The organism is Vibrio limimangrovi (assembly GCF_054064025.1).
Genome location: NZ_JBSUGF010000046.1, coordinates 1 through 674, shown reverse-complemented (window position 1 = coordinate 674; position 674 = coordinate 1). Strand labels below are relative to the sequence as shown.

Sequence of the window (674 nt, the reverse complement as noted above, 5' to 3'; positions counted from 1 at the left end):
GGAACCAATGATACACCAGCGATAAATCATGTTATCACCGGACAAATTGCGGATGAGGATACGGCTTTCAGTTTTACCGTGCCTTCAGACACGTTCACCGATATCGACATCGGCGACACGATGACACTGTCAACAGGCACATTACCAACGTGGCTGCACTTTGATGCCTCGACGGGCACATTCAGCGGTACACCGACTAATAGCGATGTGGGCAGCACGCCAGTCACGGTGACGGCGACAGACAATCACGGTGCTCAGGTGTCGACCACCTTTGATTTAACTGTCAACAATGTCAATGATGCGCCAACGCTGACTCCGATCGCGTCAGTTTCTGTCGACGAGGACGGCCAGCAAGCGTCTGGTCAACTCATTGCGACCGACCCGGATGTGGGTGATACGTTGAGCTATTCGATTGCCAGTCCGGTGTCCGGTCTGACGTTCAACGCGGACGGCAGCTGGGTGTTTGACCCAACGGATGCAGCCTATCAATCGTTGCCAGCAGGACAAAGTCAGACGCTGACCATTCCGGTCGCAGTGACAGATAAGGCAGGCGCGACGGATGTGCAGAACTTAGTCATTACCGTGAATGGCACCAACGATGGCGCCCGGATGGGAGGGTTGTCGCAGCACATGGTTTCAGAAGATCTAGATGTCAACCATGGAGAGCTGATAGC

At 54.2% G+C, this 674-nt stretch carries 1 protein-coding gene; it reads left to right on the top strand.

Annotated elements, in window-relative coordinates; translation table 11 throughout:
• A partial coding sequence (locus ACWYU8_RS22025) for a putative Ig domain-containing protein (RefSeq protein ID WP_457521850.1) occupies positions 1-674 on the top strand: 674 nt, incomplete at both ends.